Source organism: Ruegeria sp. CDSC085 (assembly GCF_059610465.1).
In genome coordinates this window covers 70,416-86,848 of sequence record NZ_JBXWNR010000015.1, presented here as the reverse complement: position 1 = coordinate 86,848, position 16,433 = coordinate 70,416, and the positions used below count along the sequence as shown (strand labels likewise).

At 57.9% G+C, this 16,433-nt stretch carries 18 protein-coding genes; 3 read left to right on the top strand and 15 right to left on the bottom strand.

What is annotated here, in order from left to right; all coding sequences use genetic code 11:
* Positions 1-88: 88 nt before the first annotated feature.
* Together AC2FJB_RS18155 and AC2FJB_RS18150 are read right to left on the bottom strand one after the other, a co-directional pair.
* Positions 89-760, bottom strand: a complete 672-nt coding sequence (locus tag AC2FJB_RS18155; RefSeq protein ID WP_117872101.1) for a YiaD family glycine zipper/OmpA-like lipoprotein — start codon at positions 758-760, stop codon at positions 89-91.
* A gap of 126 nt (positions 761-886) precedes the next feature.
* Positions 887-1,579 carry a helix-turn-helix transcriptional regulator gene (locus tag AC2FJB_RS18150; protein WP_496719742.1) on the bottom strand — a complete coding sequence of 231 codons (693 nt, stop codon included), beginning with the start codon at positions 1,577-1,579 and terminating at the stop codon, positions 887-889.
* Between the two features lie 106 nt (positions 1,580-1,685).
* Here AC2FJB_RS18150 and AC2FJB_RS18145 point away from each other — a divergent pair, with 106 nt between their 5' ends.
* Entirely contained in the window at positions 1,686-1,877 is a 192-nt protein-coding gene (locus tag AC2FJB_RS18145) for a hypothetical protein (RefSeq protein ID WP_170345624.1), read from the top strand.
* 2 nt (positions 1,878-1,879) lie between these two features.
* On the opposite strand, the gene AC2FJB_RS18140 is transcribed toward AC2FJB_RS18145, so the two are convergent.
* Entirely contained in the window at positions 1,880-2,527 is a 648-nt protein-coding gene (locus AC2FJB_RS18140) for an RluA family pseudouridine synthase (protein ID WP_496719744.1), read from the bottom strand.
* 96 nt (positions 2,528-2,623) lie between these two features.
* Here AC2FJB_RS18140 and AC2FJB_RS18135 point away from each other — a divergent pair, with 96 nt between their 5' ends.
* Both AC2FJB_RS18135 and AC2FJB_RS18130 read left to right on the top strand, forming a co-directional pair.
* Positions 2,624-3,034 carry a nuclear transport factor 2 family protein gene (locus tag AC2FJB_RS18135; RefSeq protein ID WP_299900879.1) on the top strand — a complete coding sequence of 137 codons (411 nt, stop codon included), beginning with the start codon at positions 2,624-2,626 and terminating at the stop codon, positions 3,032-3,034.
* Positions 3,035-3,036: 2 nt separating this feature from the next.
* On the top strand, positions 3,037-3,747 hold the full coding sequence (locus tag AC2FJB_RS18130; RefSeq protein ID WP_496719746.1) for an SGNH/GDSL hydrolase family protein: 711 nt from the start codon (positions 3,037-3,039) through the stop codon (positions 3,745-3,747).
* Here AC2FJB_RS18130 and rarD read toward each other — a convergent pair.
* The 12 genes from rarD to AC2FJB_RS18070 form a co-directional block, all read right to left on the bottom strand.
* Positions 3,738-4,643 (bottom strand): EamA family transporter RarD, encoded by a 906-nt coding sequence (rarD, locus tag AC2FJB_RS18125; protein WP_299900885.1) that lies wholly within the window; start codon positions 4,641-4,643, stop codon positions 3,738-3,740. The genes AC2FJB_RS18130 and rarD overlap by 10 nt on opposite strands.
* A 265-nt stretch (positions 4,644-4,908) precedes the next feature.
* Complete coding sequence (locus AC2FJB_RS18120) at positions 4,909-7,362, bottom strand: GcvT family protein (protein WP_496719749.1); 2,454 nt, start codon at positions 7,360-7,362, stop codon at positions 4,909-4,911.
* 89 nt (positions 7,363-7,451) lie between these two features.
* The gene (locus AC2FJB_RS18115) at positions 7,452-8,429 is read right to left on the bottom strand and encodes a GlxA family transcriptional regulator (protein ID WP_496719751.1); all 978 of its coding nucleotides are present in this window, start codon (positions 8,427-8,429) and stop codon (positions 7,452-7,454) included.
* Positions 8,430-8,437: 8 nt separating this feature from the next.
* On the bottom strand, positions 8,438-9,331 hold the full coding sequence (locus tag AC2FJB_RS18110; RefSeq protein ID WP_496719753.1) for a homocysteine S-methyltransferase family protein: 894 nt from the start codon (positions 9,329-9,331) through the stop codon (positions 8,438-8,440).
* Between the two features lie 11 nt (positions 9,332-9,342).
* Positions 9,343-10,395, bottom strand: coding sequence for an alcohol dehydrogenase family protein (locus AC2FJB_RS18105; RefSeq protein ID WP_496719755.1), 1,053 nt, complete (start codon positions 10,393-10,395; stop codon positions 9,343-9,345).
* 1 nt (position 10,396) lies between these two features.
* Positions 10,397-10,684 (bottom strand): cupin domain-containing protein, encoded by a 288-nt coding sequence (locus tag AC2FJB_RS18100; protein WP_496719757.1) that lies wholly within the window; start codon positions 10,682-10,684, stop codon positions 10,397-10,399.
* Between the two features lie 18 nt (positions 10,685-10,702).
* Positions 10,703-13,153, bottom strand: a complete 2,451-nt coding sequence (locus tag AC2FJB_RS18095) for a GcvT family protein (protein ID WP_117872080.1) — start codon at positions 13,151-13,153, stop codon at positions 10,703-10,705.
* A gap of 15 nt (positions 13,154-13,168) precedes the next feature.
* On the bottom strand, positions 13,169-13,549 hold the full coding sequence (locus AC2FJB_RS18090; RefSeq protein ID WP_496675529.1) for a GFA family protein: 381 nt from the start codon (positions 13,547-13,549) through the stop codon (positions 13,169-13,171).
* Between the two features lie 4 nt (positions 13,550-13,553).
* Positions 13,554-14,177: a LysE family translocator gene (locus AC2FJB_RS18085; protein ID WP_299641966.1), complete on the bottom strand. Its 624-nt coding sequence runs from the start codon at positions 14,175-14,177 to the stop codon at positions 13,554-13,556.
* A complete protein-coding gene (locus tag AC2FJB_RS18080; RefSeq protein ID WP_496719760.1) occupies positions 14,177-14,746 on the bottom strand; it encodes a helix-turn-helix domain-containing protein in 570 nt (189 codons plus the stop codon). Before AC2FJB_RS18080 ends, AC2FJB_RS18085 begins: the two co-directional genes overlap by 1 nt.
* A gap of 333 nt (positions 14,747-15,079) precedes the next feature.
* A complete protein-coding gene (locus AC2FJB_RS18075) occupies positions 15,080-15,829 on the bottom strand; it encodes a hypothetical protein (RefSeq protein ID WP_496719762.1) in 750 nt (249 codons plus the stop codon).
* Positions 15,830-15,970: 141 nt separating this feature from the next.
* Positions 15,971-16,426, bottom strand: a complete 456-nt coding sequence (locus tag AC2FJB_RS18070) for a GAF domain-containing protein (protein ID WP_496719764.1) — start codon at positions 16,424-16,426, stop codon at positions 15,971-15,973.
* Positions 16,427-16,433: the final 7 nt, after the last annotated feature.

Below are 16,433 nucleotides of genomic sequence, written 5' to 3'. Positions count from 1 at the left end.
CACCCTGATCCAAACCCCATTTGACGCACAGTCAATGCGCGAACGGGGACGCCCAAAGGGCGACCCCGCTGTTCACAGTACGCAGTGGTTACGCGTTTCCGCTGGGCACCACGACAATCTCGACACGCCGGTTTTGCGATTTTCCTTCCGGCGTGAGGTTGGAGGCGACAGGGTTGTTTTCGCCCTGCCCGATCGTGCGAATACGGTTGTAGCTGACACCATTGGCCTGAAGAATATCGGCCACGGCATTTGCGCGACGCTCTGACAGGCCCTGATTGTAGGTTGCGTCTCCGTCGCTGTCGGTGTGACCGATGATCTGCACGTTCGAGTTCGGGTAGTTGACCAGGTTCTGGCCCACTTTCACCAGATCAGACCGCAGCGCCGGGCGCACGGTCGAACTGTCGGTGTCAAAGGTGATATCATTCGGGACCGTCACAATCAGGCGATCGCCTGCGTTGACGATTGTAATTCCGTCATTTGCCAGCTGTTGACGCAGCTCCGCGGCCTGCTTGTCCAGTTGATTGCCAATCACACCGCCCCCGGCAGCACCGATTGCAGCACCGGCCAGCGCACCAAGACCCGGGTTCGAGTTATTGGCAATCGCCCCGATACCAGCGCCAACCAGACCACCCAATACGGCGCCCTGTTTGGCGTTCTGGTTCGGATCGTTTTGTACTGTCAGCGTGGCCGGATCGGTACAGGCCGCCAACACAAGGGCTGAACACAAGCCTGTGGCCACGAAAAACTTGGAAATCGTCATGATATCACCTTCTGCTCCAGCACCCGTTATTCGGGCATGCTTCGTTTTCCTCAGTATATCACTGTGCAGGCTTGGTGGCTCAAGCAACAATGCGGTGAAGTAGGCGAATACCCGCCAAACACGTATTCACACCGATTCAACGAGCGTTTCTGCATTCTGCTGTTCCTGCCAGAGATCGCGCAAAGACCTGCTCTGTCCTGAAAAGCTTTCTTCCGTGCATTCGCTGGACCAGATACGGTCGGTGCGGAAATGGCGAAAGCCGTTGCGCAGTTCACACCAGCCTGCCAGCATCGTGCATTCGATGTGGTAGATCAGCGCCAGAGGGCGCACGACCCGGACCGTGCGTTCGCCTTCGCCATCTTCATAGGTGATACGAATTTTCCGTTCTGCCCGAATGGCCTCGCGGTAATGTGCGATCGATACACAACCCTTTTCCGGATCGTCCGCCGGGGCACCCCATGGCGCCACCTGTAGCCAGTCTGCAGGACAATGCAGCGCGTCTATCTTCTGGCATATCCGGTTGGCGGCCCTTTGCAGGTGGCTATCGCCGGTACGTGCAAGAAGGGACAGGCCAACCCACAAAGCCTCAACTTCTTCTGCATCGAAATTGAGCGGCGGCAAATCGTAGCCGCGTCGCATCACGTACCCAATACCGGCCTCTCCTTCGATGGGCGTCCGCTGCGCCTGTAACTCGGCAATGTCCCGATAGACCGTGCGCACGGACACCTCCAACCTTGCGGCCAGTGCCTCTGCCGTGACCGGAGCGCCCGCAGCCCGCAGGATCTGGATGATTTCAAACAATCGGGTCGAACGGCGCATGGCATCCTCCTGTCAACATGCTGACACCCTAGCACACCCCACTGACAAGAGGGTGTCAGGAGTGATGGGTCAGATTGGAATGGCATCGAAAAAAGGAGCACGAAAAATGCCTTACCTCGACACCCACGTCATGATGACACTAAGGCTGGGGCAATGGTCTCAGGACCACACCCTGCGCGCCTTCGAGATCGAGCGCGAAATCGCCATGGCCCGGCAGTGCAAGCAACCTGTTTCAAAGAAACGATCAAGACGTTTTTCGCTGGGAAATCTGAAGATGCTCTGGACCAGCACGGCCTGAAATCAGAACTCGGGCCGGGCCCGAAACTTCATCGAAACCCCACCTTCCGGGTGCTTCAGGCGCAGCTCTTCTGAATGCAGCATCAATCTGGGGAAGTCCAGCGCATCGCCTGTCGCATAGAATGGATCGCCCAGGATCGGGTGGCCCAGCGCCTGCATGTGAACGCGAAGCTGATGAGACCGGCCCGTTTTGGGAAACAGACGCACACGCGTCGTATCGCCTTCGGTCTTCACGACACGCCAGTCCGTCAAGGCAGGTTTGCCCGTCGCATGACAAACCATCTGTCTGGGCCGGTTGGGCCAGTCCACGATCAGAGGCAAGTCAACGGTGCCGGTCTTGGGTTCCAGCTGCCCCCAGACACGGGCGACATAGGTTTTGCGGGTCTGACGCTGCTCGAATTGCATGCTCAGGTTGCGCTGCGCGTGCGGCGTTTGGGCAAAGACCGTGACACCGGACGTATCACGGTCCAACCGGTGCACCAGCAGTGCTTGTGGAAATGCATCCTGCACACGGGTTAACAGACAATCTGACAGATGCGCGCCCCGTCCCGGAACCGAAAGCAAGCCCGAAGGCTTGTTCACCACGATCAGCTGCGCATCTTCATGCAACACATCCAGCGGGGTTTGAGGGGGATCATAGGTGTCGCTCATGCAGGGTGCCTATCCCAGCTCGTGACCTCCCGCAACGTCGTCCTTGCATGCCCGCCCATGTTCGGTGACCTTCACCCCAAAAGCGGAGGAGATGCCATGCACCCGACAATTGAACGCATGCAAGAGGTTGTCGCGAAAGGCGATGAGGCCTTGATCCACGAACTCTTGGCAGAAGATGTGCAGTTCCTGCCACCAACCTACTACAGCACCTGGACAGGGCGCGCTCCGGTCGCTGCCGTTCTGGGGCATGTCGGGCAGGTGTTTTCAGATTTTCGTTATCGGCGCGTCATGGGCGACGGGAAAGACTGGGCGTTGGAGTTCCAATGCAAAGTCGGTGATCTGGATGGTATCGGCGTGGATCTTGTTACGCTGAATGACAGCGGGTTGATTCAGACTTTCGAGGTCGTCATGCGCCCCTACAAAACGGTGGGTGCCTTGCGCGATGCTATGATGGCGCGGGTCATGACCGACGCTCGTTTTCTTGAATTCAAAAACGCGCTGAGCTGACAATGCCGCGTTCCTTAGCTGTCGATCAGATTTTGCGGGTGCCTTTGCTTCCGGTGCTTGCCGCGCAGGGCCTTTCGGTGCGACGGAACGCTCAGCTGCTGCCGGAACCGACCGGCGCGCGCGAGGGCCGCAGAGGTCGCGGGCCGCGTCTGCGGCTTCTGATCATCGGTGATAGCTCGGCAGCCGGAGTGGGCGCAGGCACGCAGGATCAGGCGTTATCCGGACATCTGGTCAACCGTCTGGCCAGGCACTACGCGGTCGAATGGCAGCTGGAAGCGGCAACCGGGCACACCACCCAGGATACGATTGACCGCCTGACGCAAATAGATGGCGAATTCGATGCTGTCGTTACGGCACTCGGAGTCAATGATGTCACCCGAGCCGTGACACGTGGGCAATTTACAAGCCGCCAGACACGTCTCATCCGCTTACTTTCCGAAGGTCTGGGCGTTCGTCGCATCGTCGTAACCGCTGTCCCGCAGATGAACAGGTTTCCGGCCTTGCCTCAGCCGCTGGCCTGGGTGCTTGGATGCCAAGCCGCACGCCTGGACCAGGGGCTGCAAGAGGTTGCGGCTGCTTTTCCGCATGTTCAACACCTGCCACTCGACCTGCCGGACGACCCGGCGCTGGCTGCACCGGATGGCTATCATCCCAGCCCCCGGGCGTATGCGCTTTGGGCAGATGCAGCCGCGCGTCTGTTGCTTCAGGCCTGAGTGCGCACCTGCCGGATCATAGGGATCGAGTAAACAACCAGAGCCGCCCAGATCAGTGGGAACGCAATCATCCGGCCTGTGTCTATCTTCTCACCGAACAAGGTTATTGCTGTAATGAAAATCATGGTCGGCGCAATGTATTGCAGGATGCCCATCGTGGACAGGCGCACCAGTTTGGCGCCATTTGCGTAAACCAGCAACGGCACGGCCGTCACAACCCCGGCGCAGGACAACAATAGAGTGTCCGACATCGCCACGCCGAAATGTCCTGTGCCCTGCACACCCAGAAAGGTGATATAAACCAGTGCCGGAATCAAAAGGATCAGGACCTCAAGCAGAAAACCCTGGTTCGGCCCAATCGGCAGCGAGCGTTTGAAAAACGCGTAGAACCCCCAGCTGACCATCAACCCAAGAGCGGCCCAAGGCAATCGACCGGCTTCTACCACAAGTACCACCACACCCATCACAGCCAACCCGACCGCGAACAGTTGTGTCCTTGTCAGGGGTTCCCTCAACAAGATCGCCCCCAGCGCAATACTGAACAGAGGGTTGATGTAATATCCCAGCGCTGCATCCAACGCGTTGCCCGTAGAAATGGCCCATACGTAAATCGCCCAGTTCACGGAAATTAGCGCAGCTGTCAAAGCGGCCATGCCTAACATCTTCGGATTGCCAAGCGCAGCCTTCAGATCCCGGGTTCGGCCCAGTACCACTAGCAACAACCCCGCCACGGGTACTGACCAGATAACACGATGCGCCACGACTTCGACCGGCCCCATATGATCCAACGCTTTCATATACAGAGGCAGGAACCCCCACAGGACATAAGCCGTGACTGCCAACGCAAGTCCTTTTGGTGTGTCCGTGTTCTGAGAAGGTAAGAGCGGGTCAGCCACATCGGGTCTCCGGTTGCTACCGGTTCGGTTTACGGCAGAACTGAACAGGTTGAAAACTCTGAAAACAGTGAAGTGTCACATAACGATGTTTGATGAGTTATCGGACCACGCTTTTCAGGTGACGTCTGAAATGCGAGGCTCTGCCTCGCGCTCCGGGATATTTGGGGCCAGATGAACAAGGGGAACCAATCTTCATCTGGCCGAAAATATCCCCCGGGGGAGTCGTCGAAGGCGGCGGGGGCAGAGCCCCCACCGAACACCATGGTCACACCTTCACCCGTTCGGATTTGGGATCATACATGGGTTTGAGTGACGCTTCGGCTTTGACCTTCACGCCACACACGTCGATCTCGTAGGTCGACGCCAGAACGTCGGCGGCTTTCTCTCCCTGGCATGGCACGTAGCCCAAACCGATGGCGCCGCCGAGAGTATGGCCATAGTTGCCGGAACTCAGGTAGCCCACGTACTCCCCATCCCGTACGATCGGTTCATTGTGGAACAGCAGTGGTTCGGAGTCTGTCAGGCGGAACTGGACCAGACGGTTCCGGGGACCGCTTTCCTTGCGCGCAATCACGGCCTCACGTCCAATGAAATCGCAGCCCTTGTCCAACTTGACTGCAAAGCCCAATCCCGCATCGACGACGTGATCTTCGCAGGTGATATCGTGCCCGAAATGGCGGAAGCCCTTTTCGATCCGGCAACTATCCATCATGTGCATGCCGCACAGCTTGAGCCCCATGTCCTGCCCCGCCTCGTGCAGCGTTTCAAAGACGTGGCCCGCCATGTCGGAGGATACATAGATCTCCCATCCAAGCTCGCCCACATAGGTGACGCGGTGGGCACGGGCGAGGCCCATGCCGATCTCGATTTCCTGCGCGGTGCCGAAGGGATTTGCCGCGTTCGAGAAGTCGTTGGGCGACACCTTTTCCAGCAAGGCCCGGGAGTTCGGGCCCATCACCGCCAAAACGCCTTCACCCGCCGTGACATCGGTGATGACCACGTTGAAATTGCCCGAATGGCGCATCATCCAGGTCTGATCCGCCAGACGGGTCGCTGCGGGAGTGACCACCAAATAGGAAGTCTCTGTAAGACGTGTCACGGTGACATCCGCCTCGATTCCGCCGGAACGGTTCAGAAACTGCGTGTAGACGATCTTGCCATTGGGCACTGCGTAATCGCCGCCACCGATATAGTTCATGAACTTTTCGGCATCGGGACCCTCTACGCGGATCTTGCCAAACGAAGACATGTCGTACATGCCCACATTTTCACGCACAGCTCTGTGCTCAGCCGCGGAATTCTCGAACCAGTTCTGGCGCTTCCAGCTGTAGTTGTATTCGCGCACTTGCCCTTCGTTGGCGAACCAGTTGGCGCGCTCCCACCCGGCCAGTTCACCCATCACGGCGCCCTGTTCCAGCAGGTGATGGTGGAACGGAGTCCGGCGAACACCGCGCGCGGTGGCTTTCTGGCGGAAGGGGTAGTGGTCGGCATAGAGCAGGCCCAGGGTCTCTTTCGAGCGCTCGAACAGGTACTGCTTGTTCCCTTGAAACGGTTGCATCCGACTGATGTCTACATCGCCCAGATCGAACGGTTTTTCGCCCGTATCCATCCATTCGGCCAACGCCATGCCTGCACCACCGGCCGATTGAATGCCAATCGAATTGAACCCGGCGGCAACCCAGACATTGTCCGTCTCGGGCGCCAGACCCAGATGATAGGCATCATCAGGCGTAAAGCTCTCGGGGCCGTTGAAGAAGGTGTGGATGCCCGCCTCGGCCAGCATCGGCATCCGTTCGCAGGCGGCTTCGAGGATCGGTTCGAAATGGTCGAAATCCTCGGGCAACTGGTCGAATTCGAACGTGTCCGGGATGCCATTCATCGCCCACGGTTTCGCGTTGGGTTCAAACGCACCCAGCAGGATTTTACCTGCATCTTCTTTGTAATAAGCACATTCGTCCGGCACACGCAGCACCGGCAGCTGGGTCAGACCATCGATGTTCTCGGTCACAATGTAGAAGTGTTCGCAGGCATGCAGCGGAACGTTCACACCGGCCATGCGGCCAACTTCGTGGCCCCACATGCCCGCGCAGTTTACCACCATGTCACATTCGATATGGCCCGAGGCGCTGCCGTCATCCGCGACCCAGTCCACACCAGTAACCGACCGGCCCTGCCTGACGATATCGGTGACCTTAACCCTCTCTTTCAACACGCCCCCGCGCTGGCGCGCGCCCTTGGCCAAAGCCAGCGCAATATTGGCCGGATCACCCTGCCCGTCGAGCGGCAGATAGACGGCACCTTTGACGCCCTCGAGATTGATGTGCGGATACAGCTCCTGCACGCGCTCATTCGAGATTTCTTCGACCTCGACACCAAACGCCCGTGCCATCGCAGCCTGACGATAGATTTCCTCTTTGCGTTCTTCGGTCAGGGCCACGGTGATCGACCCGCACCGCTTGAATCCCGTAGCGACGCCAGTTTCCTCTTCCAGCGCGCCATACAGCTCTTGGCTGTACTTCGCCAGCTTGGTCATGTTTGCCGTGGCGCGTAGCTGCGCAATCAGACCTGCCGCATGCCAGGTGGTGCCACTGGTCAGCTGCTTGCGTTCCAGCAGCACGACATCTTTCCAACCCTTCTTGGTCAAATGATATGCGACCGAGCATCCGATGACGCCACCGCCGATGATGACCACACGGGCCTTGCTGGGAAGATCAACCATCCTGAATTCTCCGCTGTGTCAGGTTTGGAATAAGTTGCCATGGAAGATCGTCAACAAATGCACCAAAAACGTCACGAAATCGGCAGTTTTCACCGATGTGTCGCCGCGCGCTTTTCCCGGCGCACGACAAAGGGCGTGACCCCAAAGAAGCTTTTGTAGACGGACGAAAAACCGTTCGGAAAACCACAAGCCAATCCAATTTCGCGAACGCTCATCGTGGTGTTCAGCAATAGGTTATTTGCCTTGGCCAGTCGCATTTCCCGGTAGAAACCGTTGGGAGTGGTTCCAAAAAAGGTTTTGAACTTACGCTCAAGGGACCGGTTCGACAGGTGCAGCGACTCGACAATCTGATTGATCGGCAGGGGGTCTTCGATATTGGCCTGCATGAGCTTTATGCACTGATCCAGCTTCGAATCTCCCGTCGCGGTCAACTTGGCGCCTGAGAATGGCTGCATCGAGGCGAAATCACGGATGTTCTCATGCAACATGATGTCGGCCACGGTCATCTTTGCAGGTCCCGAGATATGACGTCCGATCACTGCCAGGGCGATATCGGTTGTGGCCTCCATCCCGGCACATGTCACCACTGCGCCCTGTTGGGTTGCGATCGACAGTTTGGCTTCGAACCGGGCTCCGCGTTCCCGCAGGAACGATGCGTTCTCCCAATGGGTTGCCAAGTCGTCTGTACCCTGTTCGTCGATATAGCGGCTGGCGGCTTCGGCCAGCAGGAACACCTTGGCGTCCCGGAAGGTATAGTCCGACACCACCCGTCCCAACGACAAATCCGGGTGATCCGGATCTGAGTTGCCGATTACGAACAGGTAGTCCGCCTTAGGCAGTGACGACACCGCTTCTGTTTGAACCACAGCGTCACTGCTGCTGGCAATCGGGCCACCTTTGAGCGAGCGATAGGTGAAGGTGAACGGAGGGCTTGGGCATACACGGTTGGCCAGCCTCAACACCTCAACCAACGACGCCAGCTCCAACAACACGAAGCCCGGCGCAACAAGGATGTCGAAATGCCGGATGGCCTGATTTGGTGCTGCCGTAGTTGGTTTTGCCGCCATTTTCTTGTTCAGACGATGTTATGACCGGCGGCCCGCAACCGGTTCGCCAGTTCTTCGATATGATCCGGTCCGATTTCGCAGCACCCACCAACAATCGTTGCCCCCTTATCGATCCACCGCATCACTTGGTCCGCATAAGCCCTAGGGCCAAGGTCATGACGTTCTTGCAGGGCATCCACGGTCGGCGCATCCTGAAGGAAGCCATCCGATATATGCGTAAAGCCATTGGCGTAGGCCCCATAAGGCCGATTCATGCCGGACAGACTCTTCAGCGCCACCGGAATCGCTTCGGGGCGCGAACAGTTGATCAACACGGCATCGGGCGAAAACTCTTCCACCATCGGAGCAATGTCCGCCAGCGGTTCGCCGGACCTGAGAAGGCTGCCATCGTCATCATTGACCGACAGGGACAGCCAAACCGGTTTTCCACATCCGACCGTGCCCCGCAGTGCGCCCTCGGCTTCCTGTATCGAGGACACGGTCTCGATCAGGAAAAGATCGACCCGCGCGGCCATCATGGCCACAAGCTCGGCGAACTTTTCAGCCGCATCCGCCGGGTCCGGGTTGAGGTCGGGTCGATATGATGCAAGCAATGGCCCCAATGCACCCGCGATCCGCCCTCCGGTTTCCGCGCGGGCACATTCGGCCTGCGTCAGGGCAGTGTCGATCAGGGTGGGCATCTGATCTTCCATCCCTACCCGCACCAGACGAGAGCGATGCACGGCATAAGTATTGGTTGTCGCAACCGTCGCGCCCCGGCGGAAATAGTCGCGGTGCACTTCCGCGACCAAATCGGGGTGATCGATCATCACACGCGTCGACCACAGCGGTGTAGCCCGGTCGCCACTGCGTTTTACCAGTTCCTGCCCGATAGAGCCGTCCAAAAGGGTGATATCTGCCATGTCGCTACTCCTCAGGGCACCAATACCAGTTTTCCCGGAAGAGTCTTTGACTGAAAGTCAGCCTGTGCAATGCCAATATCCTTCAGCGGATAGGTCCGGGAAACCAGCGGCTTGATCCGTCCGGTATTCACCAGTTCCACAAGACGGGCAAAGACTTCGGGTGCCTGATGCGTACACCCATGTATGGTTATGTCGCGCAGGTAGATGTCGCGCAGATCAGCTTCGACAATCGGGCCAGCTATTGCCCCCGAAACGGCGTAGTGCCCGCTGGGTTTAAGGGAAAGGATCAGCGATGGCCATACTGGTCCACCCACAACGTCGATCACCACATCGAACTTATCTTGCGGCAGCGGGTCGTTCCGGTCAAACGTGTTCTCTGCCCCCTGAGACTTCACGATTTCTGCTTTGGCCTCACTTGTCACACCCCAAACCGACGCCCCGCGCAGTGCGGCGAGTTGCACCGCCGCCAGACCTACGCCTCCTGAAGCGCCGGTGATCAAAACCTTTTTTCCTGCGGTAACACCCGCACGGGTCAATAGATTTTCGGCCGTGCCAAAGGCGCAAGGAATGGCTGCGATTTCCACGTGTGTAAGGGGCGAAGCGCTGACATCGTAAAGATCATCCGCTTCAACAAGGCAGTATTGGGCAAAAGCCCCGTCGATCTCGGAACCCAGCGCAATGAAGCCCTGCGGGTTTCCAGGGCGCGGGCGCGGAATGTTTATCGGACATGTAACGCGCTGGCCTTGTTCGAAACCTGCTCCGTCACCAACCGCCTCAACAATGCCGCACAGGTCACCACCCTGAATGCGGGGAAAGTGCAATGCACCGCCCCAACCACCGGCTTCAACGTCCTGATCAACGGCATCCGTTGCACCGGTGACATCCGATGAGTACCAACCGATCCGCGTGTTGATATCCGTGTTGTTCACTCCCGCAGCGGCGACCCGGACAAGAATTTGCCCTGCCCCGGGTTCAGGAACCGGGATATCATCACGCCATTCCAGAACCTCAGGTCCGCCGTGGCCGGTCAGGTAGACGCCCGACATGGTTTTAGGGGTCGTCATCTCAGACCTCATCATCCGACTGATCCGGACAGTGGATCGTGATCTCCTGCCCATATCGACACCATCCACCATCAACCAGGAAATCAACCTCGCCTTCCAGAATACAGAACGTTTCTGCGCGGCTGTCATGACAATGAAGGCCAAGCGCGATGCTGGCCTTCAGATTGATTTCTACAGTCGCAAACGCCACGTCTTTGTTTTGACCCAACACCCTTAAGTAGGTGTGGTCGTTCTCTCGGTCATAGTCGGGACCCTCTCCGGGTCCCGGTTTGGCGCATCGATTGCTCATGGCCGTCTCCGATAGGGGTTAAGCGCGCAACCGCTCGTTCTCGGGATCCCAAAGCGGTTGGTCCTGCTGTACCACAGCACGGCACTTCTGGCCGTAGATTTCCACCTCGAGCTCGGTTCCGGGGTTTGCAAGCTCGGCCTTGATCATGCCCAGCGCGATGGACTTGCCGACGCGGTAACCCCATGCGCCGGACGTGGTTTCGCCGACGATCTCACCGTTCTGCCAGATACAGGACATGTAAGGCGCATCGCAATCACCCGCATCGACAGTCAGGGTGACGAACGACTTTTTAACGCCCTGCTGCTTTTCGTTCAGGATCGCTGCCTTTCCGGGGAAGTCCTGTGGTTTGTCCAGTTTGACAAATCGCTCCAGGCCGCCTTCCAGCAGCGAGTAGTCGGTCGACAAATCGCCTTTCCACGCGCGATAGCCTTTTTCGATGCGCAGCGAGTTCAGCGCGTACATCCCGAACGGCTTGGCACCGGCGTCGATGATCGCATCGTAGATCGCAGGCATATGCTCGTTCAAAGCGTGCACTTCCCATCCCAACTCACCGGCGAAGGAGACGCGGATAAGATGAACAGGCTGGCCTGCAACGGTAGCAGACTGATGGGTTAACCAACCCAAGGTCAGATCAGCATCTGTCATACCCGAGAGGATCTCGCGCGACTTCGGACCAGTGACGATCAGTGTATCCCGTGTCGTGGTAACGTCTTCAATCGAAACACTCGCAGGCATCGCGTTCATCAGGATGTCCCGATCATGCCACTGTGCAGTTGCGGCGGTGATCATGATGAACTCATCCTCACCTATACGGATACAGGACATCTCGGTCAAAATGCGACCACGGTCATCAGAGATATAGATGAGGTTCATCCGGCCGACCTTTGGCAACCCACCGGTTGCGAGGCCGCGCAGCGCCTCAGCGGCGCCCTCTCCCTTGACCATGAAGCGCGAGAAGCCTGGCAGATCTAGTACGCCACAATGGTCTCGCACGGCCTCGCATTCTTCTTGGATCCGCTGCTCCCACGGGCCGGCCCGACCCCAGGTATGGGTTGCATCAAGCGACGTGTCATCACCCGGCTTCGCGAACCAGTTGGCCCGCTCCCATCCGTTATAGGCACCCATCACGCCGCCCAGCGCTTTGACCTTGTCATGCACTGGCGACAGTTTCTTGTCGCGCGCAGCGGGCCATTCGTGATGGGGGAAGTGCATGGCGTATTCGTTGCCGTACACTTCCATACCCTTACGGTTGCAGTAATCCTGATCCGTGTAATCGGTATAGCGACGCGGATCGACCGCCCACATGTCCCACTCGGTCGCACCATCAACGATCCACTCGGCCAGCACCTTGCCTGCCCCGCCGCCTTGCGCGATGCCAAAGGTAAAGGTGTGCGCCTCGAACGCATTCTTGACGCCGGGCATCGGGCCAATCAGCGGCAAGCCGTCCGGCGCGTAGGGAATCGGTCCGTTGATGACACGTCCAACACCCGAGGTTGCCATCAGCGGCACCCGCTCCATCGCGTCAGTGACGATGTCCTCGATGCGGTCCAGATCGTCATTCCACAGCTGGAAACTGAAATCCTCGGGCATAGGGTCATCTTCGGTCATCCAATGGCCCTTACAGTTAGGCTCGTAAGGACCAAGATTGAAGCCGTTCTTCTCCTGCCGCAGGTAGTACGAGACGTCTACATCGCGCAGCAGCGGCAGCTTCTTGCCGCCGTTCGCCTTGGACCATTCTTCAACTTCCGGCACTTCGTCCGTCAGCAGATACTGGTGGCTCATGACCATTGCGGGAACAGTGCGGCCGCCGAAGGGTTTGAACCACTCGCCGACGCGTTGCGCATAGTATCCGGCAGCATTCACCACATAATCACAATCGATATCGCCCTTGTCCGTGTGGACGGTCCAGGTGCCATCGTCGTGCTGAGTTACGCCATTTGCCGGGCAAAACCGGATGATCTTCTGGCCCATGTCCCGGGCCCCCTTGGCCAGCGCCTGTGTCAGCTGCGCCGGATCAATGTCACCATCTGTCGGGTCGTACAGTACGCCTTCAAGATCGTGCGTTTCCAGGAATGGATAGCGCTCTTTAGCTTCTTCCGGTGTCCACATCTCCATCGGGATGCCCTGATAGCGGCCCATTGCCATTGCGTGTTCGAACTCCTGCATCCGCTCTTTGCTGTGCGCCAAACGGATCGAGCCCGAAACATGATAGTTCATCGGGTAATCAACCTCTTCGCCCAAGCGCGAATACAGCTCGGTCGAGTACCGCTGCATATTCATGATTGCCCATGAATTCGAGAAGGTCGGAACGTTGCCCGCCGCATGCCAAGTCGAACCCGCGGTCAGTTCGTTCTTTTCCAGAAGGACACAATCGGTCCAACCCTTCTTGGCCAGATGAAACAGCGAGGACGCCCCCACCACACCGCCACCGATAATGACCACGCGGGCTTTTGTCGGAAAATCACTCATGAGTCTTGGTCCCTGTTACTGTGCCCGTTGGGGCAGATCGTCCGTGATGTCGTAATAATCGCCCTTGTCGGCCACGAAGATGTGCCGGGCGAGTTGTAATCCGGTGGGCGAATCGAAGGCCCCCATGGAAATCGAAATCGTGTCCTCGTCATTGTGCTGCCAGAAGAGAAATGAACCGCATGAACGGCAGAAACCGCGACGGGCGGTGTCCGAAGCGCGAAACCACGCAAGTGTATCGCTGGCGGTGAAGCTGAGGTTATCCTGATGCGTCCAGGTCGAAGACCAAACATGGCCGGACTGTTTGCGGCATTGACCGCAATGGCAGGCCGAGGGCGGCGACAGCTCTCCGTCGATGGTGAAAGCAACTGAACCGCAAAGGCAGGACCCGTTGTGCATATGACTACCCCCTTGCCGCTGGAGCGGTGCTGGTTCCCAACAACACGCCGTAGATTATGAAACAGGCCGCCATCACCCGGCGCACCCAGATATTGAACACCGCGCCCAGCGCCGCCTTGCCCATCAAGGCGCCCAACACGGTGAAACCGGTATAGCTGAGTGTGGTGATGATCAGCGCGGTTGGCATGATCACGACCATCTGCTGCCAGATCGGAACCTCGGGCTGAACGAATTGCGAGAACGCCGCGAGATATCCGGCGACACTTTTGGGGTTGATCGTGGCCACTGCCAGCGCGTGCAAATAAACGTGCCGGGCCGGGCGCTCCGAAACCGGTGCGGGCTTTGTTGCGTTCATCCACCCCCGCACGCCCAGCCAGATCAGAAAGCCCGCGCCGACCAGCTTGGCCATGAAGAAACCGGTCGGAGAAGCGGCAATCAGGGCAGTGACGCCCAGCGCGGACAGGATCAAAAACATGCTGGCCTGTGTCAGGATGGCCAGTACACCCAGCATAGCCTTCGAAAACGGCAGGCTCATCCCGTTCGAGATGCAGTTGACTGCATTCGGCCCCGGTGTGGTGACGAATACCACCCAGAAAAGCGCGAATATGGTCCAGGCCTCAAACGACATCAATACACCGGTGGAGCAATGACCCAGATGGCCACGGCAGGTTCATCATAAGGGTTAGCCCATTGATAAGGTTCATGTTTGATCCGAAAACTGTCACCCGGAGTCACCAGGAATTCACGCGACCCGATCGTCAGGTTCAATCGGCCTGAGATCATGTAGCCCACTTCCTGCGTCGGGCGGTTGGCTGGTGTCTGCATCCGTGAATTTGGCTCAAAAGTGGAATGTACCATTTCGAAATCATCGGTCAGATCAGGCGACAGCAACTCTTCAATCAGCCCTTCTTCGCCCGATCCCATCGGGCGACGCGACCCGGTACGCACAACGTAGCCCTGTTCGTCTGCGGGGGCAGCGGAATGCGCAAACAGCATCGACATGGGCACGCCAAGGCATTCGGCAATCTGGCGCAGATCCGAGATTGAAGGCTCTGACAAGTCACGCTCAACCTGGCTCAACCAACCGACAGAGCGATCCAGCCGGGTTGCAATCTCGGTCAGGGTCAACCCTCGGGCCTTGCGTAAGGCCCGCAGGTCAGCACCTAGTGTCGCGCTTTGGGGGGCTTGGCTGTTCACAGGCCACTCCGAATCTCGTGAAATTTTTTCCTCGTTTTTCACGATGGCGCAAGTTTGTGAAATTTCCAAGTTATTTTTCACGTCCGTTTTGCTTTGGACGTTGACCACTACAGCTTGCCGGCAACGGAGTTAATGGCCAGCTGGCGCGTAAGGCCCTGAAACACCAGACAGTCGCAGGGTAGCAGCAGCCGGATTTCAGCATTCTTCGTGCAGTGATATCATTTCGCAAAGACATCACACGCCGTTCCCCTGTCGCGCTGCGGCGACATCGGCGATCCTTCACGCCGGGGGCACGTCCTGAATCACCCTGGATCTTGGACAGCCCGTCTGGCTTTAGAATTGAAGGCCGGCAAAAACCTTCACTTCATCCAGCACATGTTGAGGCCAACGACGGGTGAAACTGTCAGCAATCGTTTCACGCTTTTCCGGCTCAAGCCCAGCAAGCAAGCTGGGAAAGCGGCGGCGGTTTCTGGGCAGCGTCCACATTTCGATGTCATTTTCAAAACAGTAGCGGGCAAAACGCACATCGACAAACTTCTCGCTTCCCTCCATGTAATCCAGCGTTGGGAACAGCGACCCGGACAACATGACGGTTCCGGTTCCCAGCTGGTGTACTCTGATCGAGTAGGTCAGCCGTTGGTTCATGCGCAACAACGTGCGCTGCCGTATCGACTTGGGTGTGGGATTTGTGAATGTCGTGGCATGATAGCCGAAGACACGCTTTTCCAGTCCGACGCCCCGCGCCCGGCGTATGGTCTGACGGGCATAGTTGTCCGCATATTCGATATCGTCGTCGACAAGAAAAACGGTGTCTTCCGGATCAGGTTGGAAAACGAACTTGCCGACATCCTTGTAGTCCCGCTCGGGGATCACGGCCGTGACATTATCGAACTCGCCCAGAAAATCGGGCACATCCTGATATTCGTTCAGGCAGATGAAAACCCTGTCGACCTGCGGCGCGATGCTTGCCACCGAATGGGGCAATACGCCGACGCGATCAGGGAATGTCGCCATATGGGCGCGTCTGATCCCTTTTTTGGGCGCTTCATCCGCGACCGTCGGATTGATGTCAGACTCTTGCATCCCTGAGAAACACCCCCAAACGAAACTTCGCTATGGATTTTGATAGGAGATCGCTTCGAAGCCTGCAAGGCTAAGTCCGCCGGGCCGTCCAATCGCCCGGAAATCCCCTGTCTTGATGCAAGACCGCAACGACGCCAGAGGTTAGCAGGCCGCAAACACCGCGGTCAGAATGCCTTCCAGATTTTGTGCATCCTGTTGCGTGAAAGCATCCGGCTGGTCGCTGTCAATGTCAAAAACGGCAATCACTGTGCCCGACGAGTCCCGCACCGGCAGAACAAGTTCGGACCGGGTTGAACTGGCGCAAGCGATGTGACCCGGAAACGCGTCGACATCCGGCACCAGTTGCGCTTCGCCCGTTCTTGCGGCTGCACCGCAGACGCCCCGCTCGAACGGGATAACCAAACAACCATGCCCACCCTGATAGGGGCCGATTTTCAGAATGCCCGGCTCGGTGACACGATAAAACCCGGTCCAGTCAAAACGATCGTCGGAATGGTGAACCTCGCAGGCGACAGTGGCCATGAGAGCAACCTGATCCGTTTCGCCTTCGGTCAGGGCCGCGATGGTCTTGGCAAGCGTTTCGTAATCGGCAGTCATTGATTGC

Bases quoted from the DNA above. Each gene is read 5' to 3' on its own strand.
- AC2FJB_RS18150 (WP_496719742.1), bottom strand. From the start codon at position 1,579: ATGCGCCGTTCGACCCGATTGTTTGAAATCATCCAGATCCTGCGGGCT.
- AC2FJB_RS18110 (WP_496719753.1), bottom strand. From the start codon at position 9,331: ATGGCAGATATCACCCTTTTGGACGGCTCTATCGGGCAGGAACTGGTA.
- AC2FJB_RS18090 (WP_496675529.1), bottom strand. From the start codon at position 13,549: ATGCACAACGGGTCCTGCCTTTGCGGTTCAGTTGCTTTCACCATCGAC.
- AC2FJB_RS18155 (WP_117872101.1), bottom strand. From the start codon at position 760: ATGACGATTTCCAAGTTTTTCGTGGCCACAGGCTTGTGTTCAGCCCTT.
- AC2FJB_RS18075 (WP_496719762.1), bottom strand. From the start codon at position 15,829: ATGCAAGAGTCTGACATCAATCCGACGGTCGCGGATGAAGCGCCCAAA.
- AC2FJB_RS18115 (WP_496719751.1), bottom strand. From the start codon at position 8,429: ATGGCGGCAAAACCAACTACGGCAGCACCAAATCAGGCCATCCGGCAT.
- AC2FJB_RS18105 (WP_496719755.1), bottom strand. From the start codon at position 10,395: ATGACGACCCCTAAAACCATGTCGGGCGTCTACCTGACCGGCCACGGC.
- AC2FJB_RS18100 (WP_496719757.1), bottom strand. From the start codon at position 10,684: ATGAGCAATCGATGCGCCAAACCGGGACCCGGAGAGGGTCCCGACTAT.
- AC2FJB_RS18135 (WP_299900879.1), top strand. From the start codon at position 2,624: ATGCACCCGACAATTGAACGCATGCAAGAGGTTGTCGCGAAAGGCGAT.
- AC2FJB_RS18145 (WP_170345624.1), top strand. From the start codon at position 1,686: ATGCCTTACCTCGACACCCACGTCATGATGACACTAAGGCTGGGGCAA.
- AC2FJB_RS18140 (WP_496719744.1), bottom strand. From the start codon at position 2,527: ATGAGCGACACCTATGATCCCCCTCAAACCCCGCTGGATGTGTTGCAT.
- AC2FJB_RS18120 (WP_496719749.1), bottom strand. From the start codon at position 7,362: ATGGTTGATCTTCCCAGCAAGGCCCGTGTGGTCATCATCGGCGGTGGC.
- AC2FJB_RS18130 (WP_496719746.1), top strand. From the start codon at position 3,037: ATGCCGCGTTCCTTAGCTGTCGATCAGATTTTGCGGGTGCCTTTGCTT.
- AC2FJB_RS18095 (WP_117872080.1), bottom strand. From the start codon at position 13,153: ATGAGTGATTTTCCGACAAAAGCCCGCGTGGTCATTATCGGTGGCGGT.
- AC2FJB_RS18085 (WP_299641966.1), bottom strand. From the start codon at position 14,177: ATGTCGTTTGAGGCCTGGACCATATTCGCGCTTTTCTGGGTGGTATTC.
- AC2FJB_RS18070 (WP_496719764.1), bottom strand. From the start codon at position 16,426: ATGACTGCCGATTACGAAACGCTTGCCAAGACCATCGCGGCCCTGACC.